Source organism: Enterococcus sp. DIV1208, from assembly GCF_050530455.1.
Classification (GTDB): domain Bacteria; phylum Bacillota; class Bacilli; order Lactobacillales; family Enterococcaceae; genus Enterococcus_B; species Enterococcus_B hirae.
Map to the genome: position 1 here is coordinate 2,083,940 of NZ_CP172887.1, position 19,974 is coordinate 2,103,913.

Below are 19,974 nucleotides of genomic sequence, written 5' to 3' on the forward strand. Positions count from 1 at the left end.
ATTATTCATATATTAGTGGTTATTGCAAGATACAACCAGACGAAAGGAAATAGATCAATGCGAATATATAAAAGTGTTCGACTTGCTGGGGTCACTTCAATTTGGGCAAATGAGTTGATACAAGCAAAGCAAAAAGAACTAGACATAGAAATACGGAACGGTTTAATAGAACAATCTGAGACGTATTTGCTAAAAAAGTTTCCTTCTCTAAACGGTGTGTCAAGAAACATTGTGTTTAAAGTGAGTTTCTCTAGTATTGTCGAAATGTGTTATAGGTTAACGGAAAATTATGACACGAGCGATTGGGAAGAATTAGCACAGCAGATGGAAAAAGATAAGACTGTTTCCAGCGAAGCTAGTAATACCCCAAAATTATACCTAGAAGATAGTATTTGGCGTGGGATTGAAGATTATCAACGCAAACTTATGGGGGAAGAAAATAAACGCATTTTAAGACTTTCATATATCATCAAATTAATACTGTATGCTGGCTGGAGAGCCTATCAATCAGATGAAAAAATTTAAGCTAGAAGGCTTAAATTTTTTTACAAATTATGTATCTTAGTATACCTACTAAAACACTTTATGAAAGGAGTAATTATGAAAACAAACTGTAGAGACCCTTCCTCACTATGAAAAAAATAATAGCACCAAAAAAATAAACTAGGAGGTTTCACAATGTACGAAATTAAGAAAAAAATAATCAGATATATCAAAAATCAAAACCAAATTGGAAAATACTATCCAATAAACATCATCACTAAACAAAATTATTCATGGTGTTCTTTTTTTAAAACAATGGGCATCATAAATATCATCTTCCTAATTTTTTTTAGTGTTTGCGTTCTTTTATTTACAATGAATATAGTTACAACGCGACATTTCTCTCTTATCAACTTTCTGCTAATCATGTTAGGTGTCACTATCAATATTGTACCCACTTATCATAGGTTATCAAAGATAAATCTAAAGCCTAAGCCAATAGAAAAAGAACTGGCTCATCTATTAACTACAAACAATTTATACACATGTGATGAACATGGACATGTTAACAACCAGCTGTCGTTATATTATGTAGATCATGGAAAATTCATCTATGTCGACGCTCTAAAAAAAGGAGATAAGTTTCAAAAAGACACCGACAAGCTAGGAGAACGTTTAGAAAGCATACTACAATATCCTCTTGAAGAAATTAACAGCAACCTAAAAAGAGTTCGTTATACTTTTGACAAAACTCCACCCAAGCAAATAGTAATTCGAAATACATTTGATTTTCCGAGCATTGACTATAGTCTAAAAATTAAAGTCTACAAAGGTTTTTCTATTAATTTGGCTAAGCAAGTGAGTGCGATTGTAAGTGGTAGCTCTGGAGCGGGAAAATCATATTTCACGTATTTTTATCTAACTCGTTACCTTTCGCAAACCATTCGTTATACAGAACATGGATATGAAAAAACAAAACATGCACGCTTGCTTATTCACGATAATAAGCAATCTGATTTGCTGAAGCTAGCAATTAGATCAGGAATGCCCAAGGAGTTTTATGGTAGCTCTGTATCTGATGCTTTTAGGTTGATCGACAAAGTTCTTAATGAACTGGATCTTCGAGAAAAAAAATATCTGATGTCTAAGAAATTCGGAGTTGATGCTAGTGAATTAGGCATGCCACCTTTCATTTTAGTAATTGAGGAATATTCCAGCCTTATCGCCATGATGACTGTAAATAAACAGAAGTCGGAATTCGAACAAAAAATTTCACAAATTGCTCAAAAAGGCAGGCAATTATCAATTGGTGTTATCCTCATCATGCAGCAACCACGCGCAGATTCAATCGCTAGTAATATTAGGGAGCAATTAACCAATGCGAATGCTATTTTCTTTGGTAATCCAACTCAACAAGCTTCTCTCATGTTATTTGACACGACTGATGTACCTAAAATATCTGGAACTGGCAGAGGCTTATATGCACAAGAACGTAATTCTCCAAAACCATTTAAAGCACCTTTATTCGAGAGTAATGTATTTGAGTCTATTCTCCCAATTTGGAAAGATGCGGTAAAGTTTTGGAAAGAGGAGGATAATCAATAAAAAAGAAGGAAGCCTTAATTATAAACATCACATAAAAAATAATGAGAAGAGGAAAAACACATGACAATAAAACTTAACGATTTTTTATCAGCGACACTTTTGGGAACTCAATTTCTTGCAGTCAAATCTTACTCGGAAGTCAAAGATTTAGAGACTGGCTACTTAAACGCATACAGATTAAATGTTTCTATTCAAGACACTCAGAGCCCCTTTTTCATGGAAATGATAACTGTAAAGGTTAAAAATCTGTCGCCTACCGTATCAGTAGATTCATTAAAAACAAATACAACCATCCCTATTAAACTCAAGGGTTTGAATGTTGGACAATTTAATGGGACTCTATGGTTTTCTTGTACAGATGTTATTCCAGCAGGAGCGGATAGTAAAATAAAATTGTAAGTTTCAAAGCTCAGTCTGGTCTGACAGGTGGTTATAATCGCGAAGCTGGTTATAACCGCCTGTCAGGATACGAGATTATTTATTACTTAACAAAAAAATTACTATAAACTATTCAACGCCTACGGCACAGGGCTTGTCGATGTGCCGTAAAACCACGAAAAACGTGAAAAACACATGTGCTTAACAAAAGAATAATTAACTGAATAATTAAGGATGTGAAACTATTCCATGAAAAAACAAGCGAGTTTAACTTGCGTGATGATTGTACAGCAATTAAAAGAGGAATTCTGGTTCCAATGGGAAGACACAATTATTACGGAAGCTGAAAATGGTAATATTCAGCCCTTAATGGAAGAACTAAATAAACGATTTCATAATAGAGGTTATGAAGTAAATGAGCTTTACGGAATTATTCATGATAAAGATGAGCGTTTAGTATGGAACCAGGAACAAATGAAAAACGTTATTGAACCAAAAGAAAAACACGCTCATATCTTGGTTAAATTTGCTAAAGGAGATACCTTAAATAACTTATCTGTTACCGCTGGTGTTGACCCACAGTATATAGAAAAAGCGAAAAGCGGGCGATACGGCTATGACAACTTGCTATCTTATCTCGTTCATGCAAAAGACCAAGACAAGTACCAGTATTCCCCAGATGAAGTTGTCACTGTGTCAGGCGAGGAATATACAAGTGTTTATAACAGACGTATGGAAACGTGGGTACGAGGTAGAGCAACAAAGGAAGCCAAGGCAACTGATCTAAGCGTAGATTATTTAGTGTCCGAAATTCTTGATGGAAAACTTACAAAAAGTCAAGTATTATTAACAAACGAATTTTATAAAGTTTATGCGTTACACAAGCGAAAAATCAACGATGCCTTTGATACCGCTGGCGAAAATAAAAGCTACCAAACAATTGCCGATTTAGATGCTGGAAATTTTAAGAAAACGATTTTATTTATTATGGCTGAAAGTGGCGCTGGAAAAACTGTTCTAAGTAAGAAAATCATCAGTATTTTACAAAGTGTCGCATTAAAACAAACAGAACAACGTTGGGATTATTGCCTAACGGCTTCTAACAATGCGTTTGATGAATACAACGGTCAAGACGTGTTATTTCTTGATGATATTCGTGGCGACAGCTTAAGTGTGTCTGACTGGTTGAAACTCCTAGACCCTTATACGATTAGTCCAATCTCTGCTCGTTATCACAATAAGATGGGTTCAGCAAAAGTGATTATTATCACTAGCACGAAAACACCATCAGAATTTTTCTCAATTGCCAAAAGTAACTTTCACGAAGACTTAGGACAATTTTTTCGTCGAATTGATTTACTTATTAGTATTGAAGACGATAAATTTCATTTGTCAAAATTTGAAAAAGCCCCACCAGCATCAACACAGTTTCCTTATATCATGAAGCCACCATCTCACTATTTTCGCTTTGATGGAACATATTACAAAAACCAAGCACTCGATAAAGTGACAAAAGTAACTATTCGTAATATGCAATGGAATAAAAAGAAGTCTGTCACCAAAGCCCGCAAAAGCAAAAAGGTGACAGACCACAATAAGTAGCAAGCCAAAAACTTGCTACTTCATTATACCATGTTCAGATACTCAATAAGGAACTTGAAAATGAAGGAGGCAAAATTTTATGGATGTCAAAATTCCTATCGAACTAACAGATGAATTCATTCAATCTGTTGCGACGTTAGTTTTACCACTATTAAAGGCAGAAAATGATAACAACCCTGTATTAAACGAATTGCCACTCTATCCGACACGTAAACAAGTAAAAGAAATCCTCCATATCGGAGATGAGCGCTTAAATCAGTGGATTTCTCAAGGTTTAAAAACAATCCCCTTGGGTAAAGAAACCCGTTTCGATCGTGAGGATTTAAAACGATTTGTGAATCAGCTCAAGGTCTAGTGCCTTGACTGATTCTTTCACAGTCATTATCATTGCTAGTATGAAAGGAAAAATCCTCTGAATATGCTGGCGAGTATGTAAGGAGAAATACGATGATTAAAAAATATAAAAAGAAAAATGGCACTATCGCTTATATGTTCAAAGCATACTTAGGCATAGACCCAGTCACAGGAAAGAAACGCTACACAACAAAACGTGGCTTCAAAACGCAACGAGAAGCAAAACAGGCATACTCACGTTTGATGGTGAAAGTGCAAGAAAATGATGTTGTCACAGATTCCAACAAATTATTTTCAGAACTTGCGGAAGAATGGATGAAGCAATACAAAAATACAGTTAAAGAAAGCACCTATGTTGTGCAACGTCTTGCGATGGAAAAACACATTTTGCCAATTTTTGGTGAATTGAAAATTTCCAAAATCACGATTCCATTCTGTCAGAAACAGGTAAATAATTGGTATTCCTATTACACTAAGTATTCAAATCTGATTGGATTGACTTCATCCGTTTTCAAATATGCTATTAGCCTGCGTTTAGTTCGAAGTAATCCAATGAACGGAATCATTCGACCAAAACGAAAGAAGAAAATTGACGAAGAAGCCTTTGTTGCACCTTACTACGCCAAAGATGAATTGCTTGAATTTCTCGATATTGTCAAAGCTTTTCCTGAACCCATCTATCCTATGTTTCGCATTCTTGCTTTTACAGGCTTACGAAAAGGTGAATTACTCGGTTTACGTTATAAAGATATTGATTTTCAAAACAAAACATTGTCTGTTAAACAAACTCTTGCAACAGTTGACGGTTGGAAATTGGAATTCCAAGTGCCAAAAACCGAAAAAAGCTTGCGAACAATTTCTCTTGATGATGAAACGTTAAAAGTGATTAAAAAGCATATGATTAAACAAAAAGCGTTCTTTCTGGAACATGGACTAAAAACAAAGGAAAATGGTGAACAACTCTTGTTTGCTACTTTTGAAAACAAACCCTATTACCTTGATTTTGTAAATCATAATCTTGAACGTATCATCAAGGAGCATAATTTGAAACGCATCACGCCACATGGATTTAGGCATACTCATTGTAGCTTACTATTTGAATCAGGTGCGTCTATCAAAGAAGTTCAAGCTCGTCTTGGGCATACCGATATCAAGACAACTATGGACATCTATAATCATCTAAGCAAGCGACAAACAGAAGAAACTGCGAATCGTTTCGCGAACTTTATGAGTGACACCGAACAGCTTCAGACAAAATCAAATTAACTGGCTCTATAATTTATGGGACTGATGAATCAGAATTGATTCTTCAGCCCCATTTTCATTTTAGGTATTAAAAAACATATCGTTCTCTAGTATGATTAAATCACCACAAAATAAACAACTGAGAGGACGATATGCTATATGAATGATTCTATCAAAAAAATGCTGAGAATAATAGAGAAAGATTTGATGATTACAGAGGTCTCTTACGAGACCCTTCAGAAGAAAAAGACGTTGGTTGTCGATGCTGTTCTCTCGCCTACTCCTCGTGCTTGTAGAAGTTGTGGTTCTACCGTGGTAGATGGAAACGGGAAAGCAATTATAGTGAAAAATGGGAAGAAGGAAATGATTGTCCGTTTTGAACAATACAATCATATGCCTTTGGTTATGCGCCTAAAAAAGCAGCGCTATACCTGTAAAAACTGCCGAACCCATTGGACGGCTCAAAGTTATTTTGTCCAACCCAGACATTCAATCGCAAATCATGTGAGATATAAAATTGCTTCTTTACTGACTGAAAAAGTATCTTTATCTTTTATTGCGAAAAGCTGTCAGGTATCTTTGACCACCGTTATTCGTACATTGAAAGAGTTTAAAAGCTATTTGCCAAAACAATCTAAGAAGATTCTCCCAAGAGTATTGATGGTTGATGAATTTCGTTCACATGCTTCCATAGAAGATAAAATGAGCTTTATTTGCGCAGATGGCGAAACAGGAAAATTAATAGATGTTTTGCCTACGCGTAAATTACCTCGATTAACAAGCTATTTCTCAGGTTGTACCAATCCGGAAGAAGTAGAATTCTTGGTGACAGACATGAACGCCGCCTACTTCCAGCTCACCAAACGTGTTCTGCCAAATGCGAAAGTAGTGATTGATCGGTTTCATATTGTCAAACACATGAATCAAGCGTTCAATGAGTTGCGTATCCGTGAAATGAATGAACTTCGTAAAGCAGGACAGAAAAGCCAAGCAGAAAAACTGAAAAAGAACTGGCGCTTTTTGCTAAAAAATCGTGCAAACATCAACCATTATGAATACAAAACATGGAAAAGTTTCCGAGCGCCAAAATACCCATTTCTTACTGAAGCAATGATGATTGATCGATTGCTTGAGTTTTCTGCGCCCCTAAAGGAGGCGTATCCCTTTTTTCATGAATTAGTTGAAGCCTTTCGAGACAAAGACCCTGACTTATTTTTCTCCTTATTGGCAGAACTTCCCGAAACGTTAGATGACGGCTTTCGAGAAAAGCTTCAAAACCTTCTTACCCATGAAGAAGGCATCACCAACGCAATGATCTATCCTTATTCCAATGGAAAAATAGAAGCGAAGAATACCCACATAAAGACAATGAAACGAGTATCCTACGGATTTAAATCATTCGAGAACATGAGAATTAGAATCTTTTTGATCAATCAATTAATCAATGTAAGATAACAAAAAAATCTGAGCCAGAATGTGGTTCATTCTGACCCAGATTTGATTTTACACAACTCATCAGTCCTTATTGACAAAGAGCCAATTAACTCTGACTCTGGTATGGTCAAAAGTATGGTCAAAACGCAAAAAAAGCAGATTCCACCTAAAATAGAATCTGCTAAACGTTGAATTATCAATGTTTTTCTTATTCCGCAGCGTTTTCGTCTTTGAGACCGTATTTTTTGTTGAAACGGTCCACACGTCCGTCTGCTTGTGTGAATTTTTGACGTCCAGTATAGAATGGATGTGAGTCAGAAGTAACTTCGACACGGATGACTGGGTATGTATTACCGTCTTCCCATTCAACTGTTTCTTGTGAAGTTTTTGTTGAACCTGACAAGAATTTAAAGCCAGTTGTTGAATCCAAGAACACTACTGGATGGTAATCTGGATGGATGTTTTCTTTCATGCGTTTTCGCTCCTTTGCCCTGACCCATTTGCTGAACCAGAGTTGATTTGTCGATATACAACAGTAACATCTTAACATGTTTCTAACAACGTTGCAATTATCTTTTTAGATTTCTTGTCTGATTTTTTTTACCGAACGAGACATCTTGGAATTCTTTGAAAAATTGTTGATTGTTTTTGGTTTTTCTTAAAAAACGGATCAATTGTTCGGTGTATTCCAATGAATCGCCGACCATATTCTTTCGTAACTTCCAAATTTCTTCTAATTGATCTTCTGGCATTAGAAGCTCTTCTTTTCTCGTACCAGATTTCTTGATATCAATGGCAGGGAAGATACGACGCTCAGATAGTTCACGAGACAGTTGAAGTTCTAAATTCCCTGTTCCTTTAAACTCTTCATAGATCACATCATCCATTCGGCTACCCGTATCGACTAAGGCAGTTGCTAAGATCGTCAAGCTTCCACCTTCTTCGATATTTCTAGCTGCTCCGAAGAATTTTTTTGGTTTATATAGTGCGGCTGGATCGATTCCTCCGCTCAATGTACGACCACTTGGCGGTACGACTAAATTGTAAGCTCTAGCTAATCGGGTAATACTATCCATCAAGATCACGACATCTCGTTTATCTTCGACTAAACGCATCGCTCTTTCCAGGACCAACTCAGATACCCTTGTATGATTTTGTGGTTGTAAATCGAAAGTAGATGAAACGACATCTCCTTTGACGCTGCGTTCCAAATCTGTGACTTCTTCTGGGCGTTCATCGATCAGAAGAACGATCAGTTCTACTTCTGGATGATTTTCAGTGATTCCATTGGCGATTTCCTTTAACACAGAAGTTTTTCCGGCTTTAGGAGGTGCTACAATCAAGCCACGTTGACCAAAACCTACTGGTGAGAAGATATCGATCATTCTTGTTGCTAGTCTTTGAGAGGTTGTTTCTAACCTAAGCTGTTCTTGAGGATACAGAGGTGTCAATGCTGGAAAATGCGGACGTTCTTTGGCTTCTTCTGGGTCTTTTCCATTTACACTTTCCACGTGCATCAATCCATAATAACGTTCTGACTCTTTAGGTGGGCGAGCCTTTCCTGCTACTTTATCTCCATTTCGCAAACTAAACCGTCTTATTTGTGAAGCAGAGATATAGATATCTTCTACACTTGGCCCATAATTGATTGGTCGTAAAAAACCATACCCATCTTGTCCAACGATATCTAAGATTCCTTCCATATAATAAAACCCTTGTTTTTCTGCTTGCGCCCGAATCACAGCTAAAGATAATTCTTTTTTATTCATTTTGCTATAATAAGGAATCTTAAATTCTTTTGCGTAACTGTAGACCTCTTTTAATGTCTTATTTTCCAGTTCCGCCATCGTTAAATAATCACTCATTCAGCTTCCACTTCCTCCACCATTTGGATTTCAGCACCTAATGCCGTCAATTTTTCAATAATATGATCATAACCACGTAAAATATATTCTACGTTATAAATAGTAGTTGTTCCTTCAGCCATGAGACCTGCAATAACTAAGCAAGCACCTGCTCGAAGGTCAGAAGCGACTACCTCTGTTCCATGAAGTTTATTTGGTCCATTTGTAATGATCAAATTCCCTTCAACTGATATATCAGCACCCATACGTGCTAATTCAGGCACATGATTCACACGTTTAGCATAAATCGTATCTGTGATTTCAGCTGTTCCTTTGGTCATTAATAAGAGGGGAGTCAATGGTTGTTGTAAGTCTGTTGCAAACCCAGGATATGGATAAGTCATCACATTCACCGCTTTTAACACTTTAGACGGAAACACTTCAATCTCATCTTCTCTAATCGTCATGTTTACGCCCATTTCTTGAAGTTTAGCAATAAAACTTTCTAAATGTTCGTAAATCACATTTTTGATCTTAACACCATTTCCTGCTGCTGCAGCAAGCGCTAGATAAGTCCCTGCTTCGATTCGATCAGGGATCATGAAATGGCGACAACCATGGAGTTTGTCTACACCTTCGATTCGGATCACATCTGTCCCTGCTCCTCGCACTTTAGCACCCATATTATTCAACAAAGTAGCAACATCGATGATCTCTGGTTCACGAGCGGCATTTTCGATTACTGTCTGACCTTTCGCTTTAATAGCAGCCAGCATCACATTGATCGTTGCACCGACTGAAACGACATCCATGAAAATCCGATTTCCCTGTAATCCCTGTTGGTCGGTCCGTAAATACATCGCACCATGTTCATTATTGACTGAAGCACCTAATGCTTCGAAACCCTTGACATGTAAATCAATTGGTCGTGGTCCTAGATAGCACCCACCTGGCAAACCAACCACTGCCTCACCAAATTTTCCAAGCAGTGCCCCCATAAAATAATAGGAAGCACGTAGACTATTGATCTTACCACTTGGCATGGGCACAGAGACGATACCGCGGGGATCAATTTCTAAAATATTTTGTGAAAAATGGATTTTTGCTCCCATGATTTCTAAAATTTCGATTAGTGAATGAACATCCTGAATATCAGGTACGCCTTCTAAAATAACCGGAGAATCTGCTAAAATCGCTGCAGGAATCAAAGCCACTGCACTATTTTTAGCCCCACTGATCGTTACTTCACCAGTTAACGGACGATTTCCTTCAATTATGATTTTTTTCATTGATTTCCACCTTGTTATTGTTCAATTTTATTACACATGCTTGTATTTTATCATAGATGAAATAAAGAAACGAGTTCCCATTCTTTTTTATTTCCTCAAAAATCAAAGATCTATTCTGAAAAAAGATGGACGAATGTTTATTAAAGTGAACGATTATCAATTTACGAAAAAAAAAACCGCAAAACAGGTTGAACCTGTTTCACGGCATTCTTAATCGATTAATTAAGCTTTGTTAGCTGAACCGAACCAATCAATGTGTTCTTCTGCATCTTTAATGATTGCAGCTTTACCTGGTGCTAACAATTTACGAGGGTCAAAACCTTTTCCTTCTTTATCTTTGCCAGCTTCGATATATTCACGAGTAGCTTTAGCAAATGATAATTGGAATTCAGTATTTACGTTTACTTTAGAAACACCCATTGAAATTGCTTTTTGGATTTGTTCTTGAGGAATACCTGATCCACCATGTAATACTAAAGGCATATCTGAACCTACAGCATCAGCGATTGCTTGTAAATGATCAAATGCTAAACCATTCCAGTTTTCTGGATATTGACCATGGATGTTACCGATACCACATGCTAGGTAGTCGATTCCTGTAGCAACCATTTGTTTACATTCTTCGATATCTGCTAATTCACCGTTACCGATGATTCCATCTTCTTCTCCGCCGATTGAACCAACTTCACATTCAACAGAAATTCCTTTAGCGTGAGCTTTTTCTACAACTTCTTTCGCTAATTTCAAGTTTTCTTCAAATGGTAAGTGAGAACCGTCAAACATAACTGAAGTATAGCCTACTTCGATACATTCCATAGCTGCATCATAGTCACCATGGTCTAAGTGGATGGCAACAGGAACAGTGATGTTCATTGATTCAACTAAGTCACAAATAATATCTTTAGCAACTTTGTAGCCGCCCATGTATTTAGCCGCACCCATTGAAGTTTGGATAAGTACTGGTGCTTGTTTTGCTTCAGCTGCTTCAAGGATTGCTTGAGTCCATTCTAAGTTATTTGTATTGAATCCGCCGACAGCGTAACCGCCTTTACGAGCAGCTTTTAAAAATTCAGCTCCTGATACTACTGGCATAATAAATTCCTCCTAAGTTTTGTAAAACTAAATTTGTTAAGACTATCCTTAACCAACGAACCTATTTTACCAAACATTTTCAGAGTTTTCTACTAAAATCAATGAAAATGAAAATTTTCAAGAACTTTTTTGCAAAAAATAAGGTTTTCAGTTGGCTGATTTAGTCAAAAATGGCTAGTTTATCGTTTTTTATTGTTCAAACAATAACAATTTATTTATAACTGTTTTCTCTAAATTCATCTGAAACATTAAAAGCGTATTTGTCCCGCTTATTTTCCTTCACGTTCAGACAAAGCAGCTCCGACAAATCCTTTGATCAATTTTTGTGGGCGATTTGGTCTTGAGATCAATTCTGGATGGAATTGACAACCAACAAAGAATTTTTTCTCTGTTAATTCCACGATTTCCACTAAACGATTATCAGGAGAAACACCTGAGAATACTAATCCTTTTTCTTCAAATAATTGACGGTATTTATTGTTGAATTCATAACGATGACGGTGACGTTCTTGTACTACATCGGCTCCGTCATAAGCTTCCGCTGTTTTCGTTCCTTTTTTAATTTTACATGGGTAAAGACCTAGACGTAACGTTCCACCTAAGTTTTCGATATTTTCTTGGTCTGCCATCAAATCAATGATATTGTTCGTTGTTTCTGGTGTAGTTTCTGCTGAAGCAGCATCTTCCAAACCAACCACATTACGAGCAAACTCAACACACGCCATTTGCATGCCTAAACAAATCCCTAAGAAAGGCACATCATTTTCACGAGCGTAACGGATCGCTTCAATTTTTCCTTCGACCCCACGATCGCCAAAGCCACCAGGTACTAAGATACCATCTGCATCTTTCAAATATTCTGCAACATTTTCTTTGGTTAGATCTTGAGCCTTGATCCAGTCAAGTTCGATGTCCGCATCAAAAGCAAAGCCTGAATGCTTCAACGCTTCAACAACTGAGATATAAGCATCTGGTAATTCTACATATTTACCTACTAAAGCAATTCGGACTTTTTTCTTCAGATTCAATACTTTTTCTTCTAATTGTTTCCATTCTTCCATATCAGCTTCTGGCGTTTCTAGTTTCAAATGTTCACAAACAATGCGATCCATTCCTTGTTTTTGTAAAAGTAACGGAATAGAGTAAAGTGTATCCACATCTGGTGACTCAATCACTGCTTCGGGTTCTACGTCACAAAATTGTGCTAATTTATTTTTCACATTTTGTGAAACAGGTTGCTCTGTTCGAACCACCAAGATATTAGGTTGGATGCCTAAACCACGTAATTCTTTCACGCTATGTTGAGTTGGTTTAGTTTTCATTTCTCCAGCAGCTTTTAGGTAAGGAATCAATGTGGTGTGGATATACATCACGTTATCAGCACCAACATCCGCCTTCATTTGGCGTAGTGCTTCTAGAAATGGTAAAGATTCGATATCGCCGACTGTTCCGCCAACTTCAGTGATGATCACGTCTGAATCAGTCATTTTTGCCGCACGCATGATTTTCTCTTTGATTTCATTAGTGATATGAGGGATGACTTGAACAGTTGCTCCTAAGTATTCCCCTTTTCGTTCTTTACGAAGTACTTCTGAATAAATTTTCCCTGTAGTAACATTGGAGTATTTGTTCAAATTGATATCGATAAAACGTTCATAATGGCCTAGATCCAAATCAGTTTCTGCTCCGTCGTCTGTTACAAAAACTTCTCCGTGTTGGTACGGACTCATTGTTCCCGGGTCTACGTTGATGTAGGGATCAAATTTTTGGATGGTTACTTTTAAGCCACGATTTTTCAACAAACGACCTAAAGAAGCTGCAACGATTCCTTTACCAATCGATGAAACTACGCCGCCCGTTACAAAAATGTATTTTGTCATAAGTTCAAAAACTCCTTCTTCTTTTATCTGCAGGAAAAGTCCCAGAAAATGAACAAAGCTCCCTATTCTAGTTAGAATAGGGAGCAAAATTTCTGTGAACTTCTGACCCTTTAAAAGGGTGCCCAATGAGTATACTACAAGCAAATTTGAAGAAAGTCAAGCCTCTAATTTAACGTTGCAGATGTCGTTAGTCATAAGAATAATCCAACGTCATTGATAAATGAAAACAGGTAGTTCACTCTCTAATAAAAAAACTGCACGAAAAATAGTACACTCATTCTTTTAGTAAGAACGATTAGCCATACGACTTCTTTACTCATTCACTAGACTATCTTTGATGATCTCTAGAAGATTTTTGTCCTTGTTTTTCAGATGTATTTGTACTTCTCGTTCTTGCAGCATTGAATTTTTCTGTCCTATTTTTTAACGGTAACAATTTTTCTACATCTAATTGTTTCCAGTTTTCTTGTCTTCTTTTCTTCAAATCCTCCACTTTTTTCATTACCTGTTCCTGTTGTTCGGAGGTCAAATTAGAAAATTCAGCTTGAAAACCTAATTTATCTTCAGCTTTAGTTCCCACCTTGCCTACACTTTCTTTAACCAACCCTCTAAATTCTCTTTTATATAATTCAAGGTTTGAAAGTTCCTGTGGATTGCCATGCACAAGATCTGTTTGTGGATACTGTAACATATTGAATTCAGCATAGTTAGTCAGCAGTTCTACAGCATGGCGGTTAAACTGCCAACGTTCATTTACGTTTTCCACGCTCAAACCAAGATTATGTATAATTTCCCTATATTCATTCTGCCTAAGAGGCAAAACACGTCTTGAAGTACCTTCTATTGTTGTACTATGTGGTATATCTAAATTCTCTTCTAATATAGATACAACCTCGTGTTGTGCAAGTGGAATAACTGGGTCATTCATTTGCTCACGAAGTACTGAAGTGATATCCTGTATCAGGGTAAAAGGACGGCGCATTCTCAACCTTTCTATTTTTATTGAAAGTTCAGTATCCCTTATTGCCTTCATCTCCTCAATTCTTTTCTTTTGTGATTCTTTAATTTTATTACGAGTATCAGGACTGAGGTCAAACAAGTCCACGAAAGAACCAATATCATTAGGTTTCATCTTAAAATTTTCTATTACAAATTCTATATCCTCACTTAAATCAGCCTCATTAACTTTGTAAGGTAACTCTGAATACATTTTTTTAAGACTATCTGCAACCTCTGTGAACGTCCTTGATGTCATCGACTGTTGCACCATTTCGTTAATTTTTTGTATTCGTTCTTCTTTTAAAAACTTGATTTTACGTCGAGGTTCTTCTTCAATCTCCCTTTTTCTAATTGTTTCACGAAGATTTTCTTTATTTGCTAGTTCTAGCTTATCAATAGTAGAATTTATTTCATCTGGTGTAAAATAGGTTTTTTCAAAGAAGACGTCTAATGCCTCACTTATATCAATATCGTCTATTGGTTGAATAACATTAATTTCCGGATCATGAATCAATTGATTGATAGATGCAACAACTGTATCTATCATCTTTGAGCGATCAGAGAATGAATTGACTTCCTCACTTTGTTTGTTTAAATTTTTATGAACAGCTCTAAGTTTTTCGTCTCTTAATAAATTTTTTTTTCGCACTTGATGTTTTTTCATTGAATTAATTTGTGATGTTCTAACCTGTTCACGAGTATGATCATCCAGATTAAGACGATCTACTACGTAATTGATTTCATCTTTAGAATAAGTACGTAGGTTTAATAAAAATATTTCTTCTTCATCTTCCTCTAATCCTTCATTCATATCTTTGATTATTTGATCTAATTCAACTTTATTCATAAATTTATGCCTCCTTTATAATATAATAATAAGGCAATAACTTTAATTTGAGCATACCTAATTTTCCCCCCAGAAGAAATAGGTATGCTCAAATTAAAAAAATTCAATTATTTATCATCATATACAATCTTCAATGAACTCATTTTTTACTTGTGCGTATCAACCAGGAGTGCAATAATCACTGTAAAACAAGAATATTCTTAGAAAAATTCTACACAAAAAAAATGAAAAAAATTTTTTTATACTATAGAATAGGTGTGTTATTCATATTTTGCAAATAATTTTCTTTCCATTAAAATTTTAAAAAAAATTTCAATCAGAAATAGCTGTATACTACTCGTAGAGAATGATTTCATTACACAATCCAACCAGTTATTTGTGATTCAGAATAACTTAACATCATCCGTTTCTCATTCTCGTACTCCTGAAGAGTATTCTTCAGGAGTTTTTTGTTGTCCCACCACATAAGTTACTCACCAAACAATGCGCGAACAAAATAAGCCAAAATTTCCTAAAATAAGTCTTCAGCGACTAAGAAATCAGTTAAAACAAACTGTCTTTCTTTTCAGTCGTACTCATTTTTCGTAAAATTTTGGCTTATTGTCCTGTTTATCAAGCATAAGAAGGTTGTGAAAAGAGCGGTTTGCCCTGAGTATTAAGGATGAAAATCTCGAAACAGCTTTTCATGTTTTGAAAAATTCAGGCTTATTTCAAGGAGCTGATGCTAAAAACCCATTTACTCGTTTTTAGAATGAAGTGAGATTGATCTCTCCAACTCCAGTTATTCATATTCTAATGGGGTAGCGATAATCAATACAATTCCAAATATTGTTCTCTTTCCCATTCTGAAACAGTTTGTCTAAACGCCGCCCATTCTAAGCGTTTTGCTTCGACAAAGTTTGAAAAGATATGTTGTCCCAAAGCATCGATCATCACTTTGTCTTTTCTTAATTCTTTGATTGCATTATGGATCGTTGAAGGAAGATCTTGAATGTGTGCTTCTTCTCGTTCTTCTTCGTTCATCACATAAATATTTCGATCTACAGCTGCTGGTGGCGTGATTTCATTACGAACGCCATCCAATCCAGCTTGTAATAAAACAGCCATTGCTAGATATGGATTAGCAGATGGATCAACTGAACGCAATTCCAAACGTGTGGATAAGCCACGAGATTCTGGAACACGGACTAATGGTGAACGATTGCGACCGCTCCATGCCACATATACTGGTGCTTCATAGCCTGGAACTAAACGTTTATATGAGTTGACGGTCGGATTGCAAACCGCTGTATAGGCACGAGCATGTTTCAATAGCCCACCTAGGAAATGATACGCTGTTTGGCTAAGTTCTAAATCGCCATCTTTGTCATAAAAGACATTTCCTTCATCATTGAACAAGGACATATTACAGTGCATCCCCGAACCATTGATCCCGAATAATGGTTTAGGCATGAACGTTGCGTGTAACCCATGTTTACGAGCAATTGTTTTAACGACTAGTTTGAATGTTTGAATATTGTCACAAGCATCCACAACGTCTGCATATTTAAAATCAATCTCATGTTGCCCAGGAGCTACTTCGTGGTGAGAAGCTTCTACTTCAAACCCAAGGCTTTCTAATTCTAAAACAATATCACGACGACAGTTCTCACCTAAATCTGTTGGTGCAAAATCAAAATATCCACCTTTATCGTTTAACGTGGTCGTGATTCCACCATCTTCATCTAACTTAAATAAGAAGAATTCTGGTTCTGGACCTAAGTTGAAAGAGGTAAATCCAAGGTTGCGCATATCTTTTAATGCACGTTTCAAATTCCCGCGTGGATCACCTGCAAAAGGTGTGCCATCTGGGTTATAGATATCACAAATCAAACGAGCTACTTTGCCATGATCACTTTCCCAAGGGAAGATCATCCATGTTGAAAGATCAGGATACAAATACATATCGCTTTCTTCAATACGAACAAAACCTTCGATCGAAGAACCATCAAACATCATTTTGTTTTCAAGTACTTTATCGATTTGACTAACGGGTACTTCGACATTTTTGATCGTTCCTAAGATATCTGTGAACATTAATCTTAAAAATCGAACGTTCTCTTCTTCAATGATTCGTTTAATTTCATCACCAGTTATTTGTTTCTTTACCATGGTATCCCTCTTTCTTTTTCTTTATATTATTCAGTCAAAGAATTGTCGTTGCATTCCTTGCGACTGATAATGCCCAGTTTTACTTAGCCCACCTTGCGCCAATATCTCATCACGAAAAATTTGTCGAACGTCATGATCAGTTAGCGGTTTTTTGCTCTTTTCTTCCTGTTTTTTGGCTTGAGCCATTTCGTAAACTCGTTTGATACCAGCCATATTTAATCCATCAGAAAGATAATCTTTGATCTCTAACAACAAGTCAATATCGTTTAATGAATACATTCGACGATTTCCTTCGCTTCTTTCAGGATGAACAAAATCTTGTTCTTCATAATAACGAATTTGTCGTGCAGTTAAATCTGTCAATTTCATTACTGTACCAATTGGAAATACAGACATTGAACGGCGCAATTCCTTTTCTCCCATCAGACGTCCCCTTTCGTTTAACAAGTTGGGTAAAGTATACCAATCAAAAAAACAGCTGTCAACCGCATATGTTAGGTTTTCTAACATGAGAGAAAATTTTTTATAAAAAAACTTGAGCAACGATTGATTGCTCAAGTTTTCTAACTTTTTTAAAAAGATAAAATGCGAAGGTCACTGATAAGAAAGAGGCAATGACCGTTTAACTGTTCAGCCATTTTGAAGTGGACTTTGCAAAGCCCTTTACTTCATATCCATTTTTTTCTTCTACAAAATGCTCTTTCAAAACGAGGGTTTGTCTTCGTAAAGCACTTAACGTTTGCCCATCCTGACTGGGTACAAAGAGCGTGTATGGCACCATTAATTCCAACAACTGCTGTTTGATCGCTTGCACGAGCTTTTCTTTCCCATCGGCACTTTGCGCCGATATCAATACATTGGGAAAGAGTGAAGGCGTAAATAAAGCTGGTTCAATTTGATCCGCTTTGTTATAGACTGTTAATACAGGCATCTCTTCCATCTTTAGTTCCGCCATCAACTGTAATACAGTCTGCTCCTGCAAAATACGATCTGGCGAACTTGCATCAACTACATGTAACAATAGATCCATGGATTGACTTTCTTCCAATGTTGAATGGAACGCATCAATTAATTGTGTCGGAAGATCTTGAATAAATCCAACCGTATCAGTAACCGTAATCTCAAATCCTTCTGCAAATCGCCATTTCTTTGTTAAGGGATCCAAAGTAGCAAATAACTGATCTTTAGAATACGTATCCGCTTGCGTAAGCAAATTAAGAATGGTTGACTTCCCCGCATTGGTATACCCAATCAAACCAATTTGAAAGATTTCACTAGACTGTCTTTTTTGGCGGTTTCTCGCTCGATGCGCTTCTACAGCCTTCAACTCACGTTTTACCCCTAATATTTTATTACGGATATGACGTCGATCCGTTTCCAATTTGGTTTCCCCAGGTCCTCTCGTTCCAATTCCACCACCTAATCGAGACAATGACTTTCCTTGTCCAGCTAAGCGTGGTAAAAGGTATTCTAATTGAGCTAGCTCTACTTGCAACTTTCCTTCTTTCGAACGGGCTCTCATGGCAAAAATATCTAAAATCAACTGGACTCGGTCAATGATGGGGATTCCTACTGCTTCTGAGACTAGCTGACTCTGCCGAGGGGTCATTTCATGGTTAAAGATAATCAGATCCGCTTCATGAGCATCCGCTTGTTGGATCAATTCTTGTAATTTACCTTTACCGATAATGGTTTGACGATCGACTTGCGGTCGTTTTTGCGTCAATGTAAATACAACTTCCCCAGAAGCTGTATTGGTCAGCTTGCTTAATTCTGCCATCGACTCTGTGAAGTATCGTTGATTCTGTTCTGTCTCAACGCCTACGATGATCACTTTTTCTTTTTTATTTGTCATCTTTTTCCTCCAACCACGTTCTGATCAATTGATCAATTTGCTCCATACTACTGGACTCTGCTAATAAGTCAAACCAATGTGCATCAAGACGATTACGAAACCATGTTAATTGTCGCTTTGCATACCGTCTCGAGTTCATCTTCAACTGCTCCACAACGTTTTCTAAAGATTCTTCTCCCTTAAAATACGGATAAAATTCTTTGTATCCAATACCTTGACTCGCTTGGACTTCACCAAGTTCATACACAAAACGTGCTTCTTCTAATAAGCCTTCCTCTAACATACTATCTACACGTTGATTGATGCGCTGGTATAACAAGGCTCTCTCGGTATTAAGACCAATCATACAATAATCATAAAGACGTGCGGGTTCCTCTTGCGGTGTTGTGATACTGTAGCCAGTCACTTCAAATACTTCTAAAGCTCGAATCACTTTTCGTTGGTTATTCCAATGAATTTTTTCCGCTGCTAGCGGATCTTTTGTTTTCAAATACTCCCAAAGTTCTTTTTTACTGAGTGTTTCAGCTAATTCTTCATATTTTTTTCGTACTGCTGTGACGCTTTCCTCTTTTGCACCCAATTGAAAATCATAAAGTAAAGATTGAATATACAACCCTGTTCCGCCAACGATCATCGGCAAACGACCACGTTCTGTGATTTCTGTGATCAATTTTCGTCCAGCTTTTTGAAAATCTGCTACGGAATAAGTTTCATTCGGTTCGATGACATCAATCAAATGATGAGGGATACCTTCCATTTCTGACGTTTTTATTTTAGCCGTCCCGATATCTAATTTTTTGTACACTTGCAGTGAATCCCCACTAATAATTTCACCGTGAAATTTTTTAGCCAATTCCACGCTAAGCGCTGTTTTCCCTACCGCTGTAGGTCCAACGATTACTAATACTTTTTCCAT

General features: G+C 36.7%; 17 protein-coding genes. 7 read left to right on the plus strand and 10 right to left on the minus strand.

Annotation, left to right across the window (positions count from 1 at the left end):
- Window positions 1-57 precede the first annotated feature (57 nt).
- The 7 genes from IGK91_RS09625 (at window position 58) to IGK91_RS09655 (ending at window position 7,122) form a co-directional block, all read left to right on the plus strand.
- Window positions 58-525 (plus strand): hypothetical protein, encoded by a 468-nt coding sequence (locus IGK91_RS09625; RefSeq protein ID WP_003127386.1) that lies wholly within the window; start codon window positions 58-60, stop codon window positions 523-525.
- A 153-nt stretch (window positions 526-678) separates the two neighbouring features.
- On the plus strand, window positions 679-2,088 hold the full coding sequence (locus tag IGK91_RS09630) for a hypothetical protein (protein WP_050762664.1): 1,410 nt from the start codon (window positions 679-681) through the stop codon (window positions 2,086-2,088).
- Window positions 2,089-2,154: 66 nt separating this feature from the next.
- Window positions 2,155-2,487 carry a hypothetical protein gene (locus IGK91_RS09635; protein ID WP_034704969.1) on the plus strand — a complete coding sequence of 111 codons (333 nt, stop codon included), beginning with the start codon at window positions 2,155-2,157 and terminating at the stop codon, window positions 2,485-2,487.
- A gap of 228 nt (window positions 2,488-2,715) precedes the next feature.
- Window positions 2,716-4,068 carry a Rep family protein gene (locus IGK91_RS09640; RefSeq protein ID WP_034704841.1) on the plus strand — a complete coding sequence of 451 codons (1,353 nt, stop codon included), beginning with the start codon at window positions 2,716-2,718 and terminating at the stop codon, window positions 4,066-4,068.
- Window positions 4,069-4,147: 79 nt separating this feature from the next.
- Window positions 4,148-4,423, plus strand: coding sequence for a helix-turn-helix domain-containing protein (locus IGK91_RS09645; protein ID WP_003127381.1), 276 nt, complete (start codon window positions 4,148-4,150; stop codon window positions 4,421-4,423).
- 92 nt (window positions 4,424-4,515) lie between these two features.
- Window positions 4,516-5,688, plus strand: coding sequence for a site-specific integrase (locus IGK91_RS09650; RefSeq protein ID WP_003127380.1), 1,173 nt, complete (start codon window positions 4,516-4,518; stop codon window positions 5,686-5,688).
- A gap of 138 nt (window positions 5,689-5,826) precedes the next feature.
- Complete coding sequence (locus tag IGK91_RS09655) at window positions 5,827-7,122, plus strand: ISL3-like element ISEfa11 family transposase (RefSeq protein ID WP_153884166.1); 1,296 nt, start codon at window positions 5,827-5,829, stop codon at window positions 7,120-7,122.
- A gap of 187 nt (window positions 7,123-7,309) precedes the next feature.
- Here IGK91_RS09655 and IGK91_RS09660 read toward each other — a convergent pair whose 3' ends face one another.
- The 10 genes from IGK91_RS09660 to miaA all read right to left on the minus strand — a co-directional run bounded on the left by IGK91_RS09660 (window position 7,310) and on the right by miaA (window position 19,974).
- Window positions 7,310-7,573 carry a type B 50S ribosomal protein L31 gene (locus IGK91_RS09660; RefSeq protein WP_010736059.1) on the minus strand — a complete coding sequence of 88 codons (264 nt, stop codon included), beginning with the start codon at window positions 7,571-7,573 and terminating at the stop codon, window positions 7,310-7,312.
- Window positions 7,574-7,670: 97 nt separating this feature from the next.
- Window positions 7,671-8,966 (minus strand): transcription termination factor Rho, encoded by a 1,296-nt coding sequence (rho, locus tag IGK91_RS09665; protein ID WP_010718706.1) that lies wholly within the window; start codon window positions 8,964-8,966, stop codon window positions 7,671-7,673.
- Window positions 8,963-10,234 carry a UDP-N-acetylglucosamine 1-carboxyvinyltransferase gene (locus tag IGK91_RS09670; RefSeq protein WP_010738053.1) on the minus strand — a complete coding sequence of 424 codons (1,272 nt, stop codon included), beginning with the start codon at window positions 10,232-10,234 and terminating at the stop codon, window positions 8,963-8,965. Before IGK91_RS09670 ends, rho begins: the two co-directional genes overlap by 4 nt.
- Window positions 10,235-10,456: 222 nt before the next feature.
- Window positions 10,457-11,326: a class II fructose-bisphosphate aldolase gene (locus IGK91_RS09675; RefSeq protein ID WP_010738054.1), complete on the minus strand. Its 870-nt coding sequence runs from the start codon at window positions 11,324-11,326 to the stop codon at window positions 10,457-10,459.
- A 269-nt stretch (window positions 11,327-11,595) separates the two neighbouring features.
- Entirely contained in the window at window positions 11,596-13,206 is a 1,611-nt protein-coding gene (locus IGK91_RS09680; protein WP_010718709.1) for a CTP synthase, read from the minus strand.
- 328 nt (window positions 13,207-13,534) lie between these two features.
- Window positions 13,535-15,052, minus strand: a complete 1,518-nt coding sequence (locus IGK91_RS09685; protein ID WP_228022588.1) for a hypothetical protein — start codon at window positions 15,050-15,052, stop codon at window positions 13,535-13,537.
- An 810-nt stretch (window positions 15,053-15,862) separates the two neighbouring features.
- The gene (gene glnA, locus IGK91_RS09690) at window positions 15,863-17,203 is read right to left on the minus strand and encodes a type I glutamate--ammonia ligase (protein WP_010718711.1); all 1,341 of its coding nucleotides are present in this window, start codon (window positions 17,201-17,203) and stop codon (window positions 15,863-15,865) included.
- Between the two features lie 30 nt (window positions 17,204-17,233).
- Window positions 17,234-17,626 (minus strand): MerR family transcriptional regulator, encoded by a 393-nt coding sequence (locus IGK91_RS09695; RefSeq protein WP_010738058.1) that lies wholly within the window; start codon window positions 17,624-17,626, stop codon window positions 17,234-17,236.
- A gap of 199 nt (window positions 17,627-17,825) precedes the next feature.
- Window positions 17,826-19,058 carry a GTPase HflX gene (gene hflX / locus IGK91_RS09700; protein ID WP_034867322.1) on the minus strand — a complete coding sequence of 411 codons (1,233 nt, stop codon included), beginning with the start codon at window positions 19,056-19,058 and terminating at the stop codon, window positions 17,826-17,828.
- Window positions 19,048-19,974 carry a tRNA (adenosine(37)-N6)-dimethylallyltransferase MiaA gene (miaA, locus tag IGK91_RS09705; protein WP_034867320.1) on the minus strand — a complete coding sequence of 309 codons (927 nt, stop codon included), beginning with the start codon at window positions 19,972-19,974 and terminating at the stop codon, window positions 19,048-19,050. The genes hflX and miaA overlap by 11 nt, the downstream gene beginning before the upstream one ends.

What these genes read in the sequence shown, in the direction of transcription:
- IGK91_RS09670 (WP_010738053.1), bottom strand. Translation starts at nt 10,234, where the DNA reads ATGAAAAAAATCATAATTGAAGGAAATCGTCCGTTAACTGGTGAAGTA.
- IGK91_RS09660 (WP_010736059.1), bottom strand. Translation starts at nt 7,573, where the DNA reads ATGAAAGAAAACATCCATCCAGATTACCATCCAGTAGTGTTCTTGGAT.
- IGK91_RS09630 (WP_050762664.1), top strand. Translation starts at nt 679, where the DNA reads ATGTACGAAATTAAGAAAAAAATAATCAGATATATCAAAAATCAAAAC.
- glnA (WP_010718711.1), bottom strand. Translation starts at nt 17,203, where the DNA reads ATGGTAAAGAAACAAATAACTGGTGATGAAATTAAACGAATCATTGAA.
- IGK91_RS09650 (WP_003127380.1), top strand. Translation starts at nt 4,516, where the DNA reads ATGATTAAAAAATATAAAAAGAAAAATGGCACTATCGCTTATATGTTC.
- IGK91_RS09640 (WP_034704841.1), top strand. Translation starts at nt 2,716, where the DNA reads ATGAAAAAACAAGCGAGTTTAACTTGCGTGATGATTGTACAGCAATTA.
- hflX (WP_034867322.1), bottom strand. Translation starts at nt 19,058, where the DNA reads ATGACAAATAAAAAAGAAAAAGTGATCATCGTAGGCGTTGAGACAGAA.
- IGK91_RS09685 (WP_228022588.1), bottom strand. Translation starts at nt 15,052, where the DNA reads ATGAATAAAGTTGAATTAGATCAAATAATCAAAGATATGAATGAAGGA.
- IGK91_RS09675 (WP_010738054.1), bottom strand. Translation starts at nt 11,326, where the DNA reads ATGCCAGTAGTATCAGGAGCTGAATTTTTAAAAGCTGCTCGTAAAGGC.
- IGK91_RS09680 (WP_010718709.1), bottom strand. Translation starts at nt 13,206, where the DNA reads ATGACAAAATACATTTTTGTAACGGGCGGCGTAGTTTCATCGATTGGT.
- miaA (WP_034867320.1), bottom strand. Translation starts at nt 19,974, where the DNA reads ATGGAAAAAGTATTAGTAATCGTTGGACCTACAGCGGTAGGGAAAACA.
- IGK91_RS09655 (WP_153884166.1), top strand. Translation starts at nt 5,827, where the DNA reads ATGAATGATTCTATCAAAAAAATGCTGAGAATAATAGAGAAAGATTTG.
- IGK91_RS09695 (WP_010738058.1), bottom strand. Translation starts at nt 17,626, where the DNA reads ATGGGAGAAAAGGAATTGCGCCGTTCAATGTCTGTATTTCCAATTGGT.
- IGK91_RS09625 (WP_003127386.1), top strand. Translation starts at nt 58, where the DNA reads ATGCGAATATATAAAAGTGTTCGACTTGCTGGGGTCACTTCAATTTGG.
- rho (WP_010718706.1), bottom strand. Translation starts at nt 8,966, where the DNA reads ATGAGTGATTATTTAACGATGGCGGAACTGGAAAATAAGACATTAAAA.
- IGK91_RS09645 (WP_003127381.1), top strand. Translation starts at nt 4,148, where the DNA reads ATGGATGTCAAAATTCCTATCGAACTAACAGATGAATTCATTCAATCT.